This is a genomic window from Myxococcus vastator, assembly GCF_010894475.1.
Taxonomy (GTDB): domain Bacteria; phylum Myxococcota; class Myxococcia; order Myxococcales; family Myxococcaceae; genus Myxococcus; species Myxococcus vastator.
The window spans coordinates 1-4677 of record NZ_JAAIYB010000564.1 but is presented as its reverse complement, the minus strand read 5'-3'; the positions used below and the strand labels follow the sequence as shown (position 1 = coordinate 4677).

The window sequence follows — 4677 nt, the reverse complement described above, 5'->3', positions numbered from 1 at the left end:
AGCGTGCTCTTCCCCGCGCCCGAGTGCCCCGTGAAGAGCGCGGCCCGGCCCTGGTGCGCCACCGCCACGCCGTGCACCAGCAGCCCGCCACGCCGCGCCAGCGCCCGGGCAAGCATCACCTTCAGCGCCGTCTCCACGGGAAAGCGCCCCCGCCCCTCCACGTGAGCCTGGAGGCCATCAGCGGACAGGGTCGCGTCGTAGTCCTCGCCGGCCAGGCGCAGCGCGCCGTCCTCCCCGCGGAGGACTCGGGGCAGCTCGCGAATGGCTGGAACTGGACGCACCTGGGCGGGGGCCACGGCCACGAGCCGAGCCACCTCACCGTCCTGTCGCGCTGGGGACACCACGAACCGGGAGAACATGCGCCGGAGCGAGTCTCGCAGGCTCGCCTCACCGACTTCCACAACGCCGGTCCAACCGGCGATTCGCAGGCAGAGGGCCGCGTCCGCCGAGGGGCCTCCCGGCGGAAGGCTCAGGGAATGCACTCCGACTCACCAGGTATCTGGCACTGGGAAATCTGCGCGAGTGCCACGAAGGGCTGCTCCCAGAGGATGGCCGGCGCCTCATAGGCGGGGCCGGCGTCGGGAGGGGGCGTCGTCTGAGAGGCGTCCGAAGTCATGAGGTGTGCGAGCGAGGAAGAAGGGACGTTCTTCATTCAAGGGAAGGGGACGGGGAACGCGCAGATGCGGCCGTCTTCCGAGCCCACGTGGAGGCGGCTCACCGTGTGGTCGATGGTGGGAGTCCCGATACGCTGCGCACCGCCCATCGAGACCTGGCCGGAGTCGGAGCCATCCAGCAGCTCCAACTGGTGGACCTGTCCGTCAGAGCTGCCAACGTAGAGGCGCGCGGCGCCATTCCGGTTGAAGGAGAAGGTGCCGGAGGGCGCCGTAATCGGCGTGCTCCACCGCAGCACCGGCGGCGACTGGGCGGGCCCCGAGACGTCGTACAGCGCCACCTGACCGGCCGCGAGGCTGGCCACGAAGCCCGCGCCCTGGGGCCGCACGAAGCTGGTGAAGGCAGGCGTGTTCGGCGCCGGGCGCGAGGCGACGGGCAGGCTCCACGCGAGCTGCGCCGTGGCGGCGTCAACGCCGTGCACGAAGCCGTCGCTGTCCGTCACCAGGATGAGGTTGCTGTACGCGTTGCGAACCAGGCTCAGCTCCACGTCGCCCACCGGGAGCTGGCCCAGCACCTGGCCCGTCAGCGTGTTCAGCACCCGGAGCGTGTTCGGCGAGCCCGCGTGCGCACGCGTCGCCACGAAGAGCCGGTTGGTGGTGTAGTCCACCACCATGCCTCCCGCCACCATGCCCAGGTTTCCGGGCTGGTAGCTCCAGACCAGCGCGCCGGTGGCGGCATTCAGGGCCACCACCCGGTTGAGCGAAGCGTCCGCCAGCCGCGTGGCGAAGAAGACGAGGTCTCGGTTGGGGTGCGCGGCCCGGTACGCGGCGTTCGCGTAGTCGAAGAGCTGCGTGACGGGGAACGACTGGATGGTGCCAATGGGCTGGCCGCCATTGTCCCAGCGCCAGAGCACCTGGCCCGTGGCGGCGTTGAGCGCGCTGGCCACCCCACCCTGGTCGCCCACGAGGATGTACTGCCCGGACAGGCCATGCAGCGGCACCACCGGGAAGCGGCTGCCGATGAGGCCCGCCAGCGGGCGAGGCCGCCACCGCTCCGCGCCGTCCGCCGACGGGTTGGTGACCTGGGTGAGGTTGGCGACGACGGAGTCGTTGAAGGCGCTGAAGATGCCCGTGCCCAGCTCGGTGATGGGCTGCTGCGAGGCATTCAGGCCCACCGAGTAGCACCACAGCGGCGCCGCGCCCACGCGCGCCCGCGGCGTGGCCACCAGGGCCTCCGACGTGGGCTGGTTGCCCGGCGAGTACCACCGCACCTCATCCGAGTTGAAGACGCGGTAGTAATACGTGGTGCCGTTGGTGACGGACGTATCGGTGAACGTCGTGGTGGCGCCCACGTTGTCCGCGTACACCACCTGGGCGTTGCCCAGAAACGCCCCCACCGCGTAGGTCAACCCCTGCGTCGGTGAGAGGTTCGGCGGCGCGCCCTCCGCGCGAAGCACCAGGACGCCCCCGTGCACCGCCGGGTTGTCCCAGGTGAGCGTCACGCTGCCATCGCGCGCCACGCCCGTGAGGCGGTTGACGTCCGGCACGGTGCCCTGCACCAGCGTCATGGGGGTTTCGACGCGAATCTGCGGCCCGCCGTAATCGTCGATGAGGTGGAAGCGATGACGGAACGTGGTGGGCCCGGACAGCGACGCCCCCGCCCCGAAGTGGGAATACACCACCGTGAAGGAGCGCTCGCCGTTGACCGGGATGCCCGTGGCGTTGGTCGACTCCCAGGTGATGCCCGTGTTGTTGTTGTTGGACGCCATGCGCCACCCGGAGGGCGTCCCCAGCACACCGGAGATGGTGAAGTAGTTGAGCGCGGGCCGCAGCATCCGGACCTCATGCAGCGGCATGGGGCCCCGGTTCTGGATGGTGTAGATGACGGACCGGTTCGTGGAGTTGGCGGCCACGGCGCGGATGTTCGTCCGCACGCGGTGCGACACGATGCGCCCCTGGTTCGAATCCACCAGGTTCGACGTCACGGAGGCGCCGTTGCGCGTGGCATCCACCTGCCCCCGGAACCGGTAGTTCGCGAACTGGGGCCCCGTCAGCTGGTACGTCCAGACGAAGTGCGCGGAGGCGCCCGGATCCAACCGGGGAACGCTCGCGGGCCCAGGCCCCGACACGAGCGCCGCCGCCGCCGAGCCGTCGAACACGGGCGCGCGCGGCGTCACGTTGAGGAACGTGTCCGTCGAGGACGGGTTGGTCACCGTGAGCCGCACGCGCACGGTTTCATTGTTGAACGCGTCATCGGTGTCCACGTCCATGGCCACCGGGAGCGCGCCCACGTTGACCATCCGCGTGTCCACCACGGGCGACTGGGTGTTCCCGTTCCCGCTGACGCCCCGCACCTGCGCCACCAGCGTCCCGGCCGAGCCCGTCCGCGCGAGCGCGGCGTAGACGCCCGCGTTCCGGCTGGGGATGTTCGTGCGGAACGACGCCGGCTCGATGTCCACCACCTGGAAGGTGACGGCGCCCGCGCCCGTGGAGGGCCCTTCAATCGTGCTGTTGTTCTGGTTCGCGCCCGTCCGGTTCTCCACCACCATCCGGGCGTCGACGTCGCCCCCCACCCCCATCACCCGGGGCCGCACGTCCACCTGGGTGTACAGGCCGGAGCGAATCCAACTGGCGGCAGTAGTCGTCACCGACGTGGTGAAGTCCCCGCCCGCGCACGTGTCGCGCGCGAGCGTTTGATTCGCCACGAAGCGCTCGTTGTTCTGGTCGCTGTTCGACGTCGGCGGAACCACGCGCAGGACGAACCGGGCCGTGTCGCCCTGCCCCAGGCCGTAGTCGCCGCTCCCACCACAGGAGTCCGAATTGTAGAAGATGACCCACCGCTCGCTGGCGATGTAGTCCACCGTCCAGCCCGGGGGCGGGATGGACGCGAGCGGGATGTAGCCATTGGGCAGCGCGAACCACACCTCGTTGATGCGCCGGAAGAACGGCGACCAGCTGTAGGTGTTGTTGCGGACGTCGACCGTCAGCTCGGAGGCTTCGTCCATCACCACCCGCGCGCGGGTGTCCCCTCCCTGCGGCTGCGTGGTCAGGACAGAGGTCGGAAACAACGACTGCGCCCACCCCAGCGAGGGCACAAGCAGCGCGGCGGCGGCGACGAGGGGGACGGAGAACGGTCGCATGAATGGAGCCCTCAAGGGTCCAGCGTGAAGGAAGCCGCCGTCAGCGGCGCCCCATCGAGGAAGAACCGGGCCTGCCACGTCCCGCTCATGCCGGACGTCGCCACGGCGGTGCCGGCCACGGGCAGGGAGAAGCGCACCGTGCGCGACTCGTCCGCGCGCGAATCCACCTCCGCCGAGCGCCGCTCATATGGCAGCCCGGAAGGCGGCACGAACTCCACGGACACCACGTGCCGGCCACGCACGCCGCTCACCGTCAGGTCCACGTCCACCTGCTCCACCGACAGCAAGCCCCGGCCGCCTTCGCCCAGGTCCATGACGGTGGCCGAGCCCCGCGGCACCACCGCTGGCGGAGGCGGAGGCACTTCTGGCTCCTCCACCGGCGCGGGCGGCGGCCGGGCCTCCGAACCCTCGCGCGGTGGCAACACGTCCGTGGGCGCCACCGGCTCCCGCGCCGGGGGCGCGGAGACGGGGGCATGGGGCGCCACGCCTTCCGTGCACGAGGCCAGCATCACCGCCGCCGCCAGGAGCGCCAAACGCGTCCGCATCACCGTGCCTCCTCCAACTCGTCAATGAGCCCCAGCCGGGTCAGCTCCGAGAAGAACTTGAGCGTGTCGGTCAGCACCTGCTCCACGTCCCACCCACGACGCTGGGCCACCTGCTCCACCAGGGCCCGCGCCGTGCGCGTCCCGTCGCACAGCTTCCAGATTTCAGTGGCCGTTCCGTTGAGCCCACGCAGGGTGTTGCCCTCGGCGTCCAGGATGATGAAGTCCGAGCCGAAGCGCTGACCGGAGACGCCCTCGCGCCAGCGCGGCGCATGGTCCGCCGCGAATTCCTTGCTCATCGCGCACCTCCCCGGCCCAGCAGCGCCGCCAGGCGCCACTTCACGGCCACGCGCAGGCGGCCCAGCCACCGGGGCCCCCAATCCC

At 70.7% G+C, this 4677-nt stretch carries 4 protein-coding genes and 1 pseudogene; all 5 read right to left on the bottom strand.

Annotated features, from left to right (window positions below):
• Positions 1 to 359 (bottom strand): annotated as a pseudogene (locus G4D87_RS33910) (hypothetical protein); the annotation flags it as partial.
• A 110-nt stretch (positions 360 to 469) separates the two neighbouring features.
• The gene (locus G4D87_RS39080; RefSeq protein WP_205507823.1) at positions 470 to 616 is read right to left on the bottom strand and encodes a hypothetical protein; all 147 of its coding nucleotides are present in this window, start codon (positions 614 to 616) and stop codon (positions 470 to 472) included.
• A gap of 36 nt (positions 617 to 652) precedes the next feature.
• The gene (locus G4D87_RS33905; RefSeq protein ID WP_163786818.1) at positions 653 to 3751 is read right to left on the bottom strand and encodes an outer membrane protein assembly factor BamB family protein; all 3099 of its coding nucleotides are present in this window, start codon (positions 3749 to 3751) and stop codon (positions 653 to 655) included.
• Between the two features lie 11 nt (positions 3752 to 3762).
• Positions 3763 to 4296: a hypothetical protein gene (locus G4D87_RS33900; protein ID WP_205507822.1), complete on the bottom strand. Its 534-nt coding sequence runs from the start codon at positions 4294 to 4296 to the stop codon at positions 3763 to 3765.
• Positions 4296 to 4592 (bottom strand): PqqD family protein, encoded by a 297-nt coding sequence (locus G4D87_RS33895; protein ID WP_163786816.1) that lies wholly within the window; start codon positions 4590 to 4592, stop codon positions 4296 to 4298. The genes G4D87_RS33900 and G4D87_RS33895 overlap by 1 nt, the downstream gene beginning before the upstream one ends.
• Between the last annotated feature and the right edge of the window lie 85 nt (positions 4593 to 4677).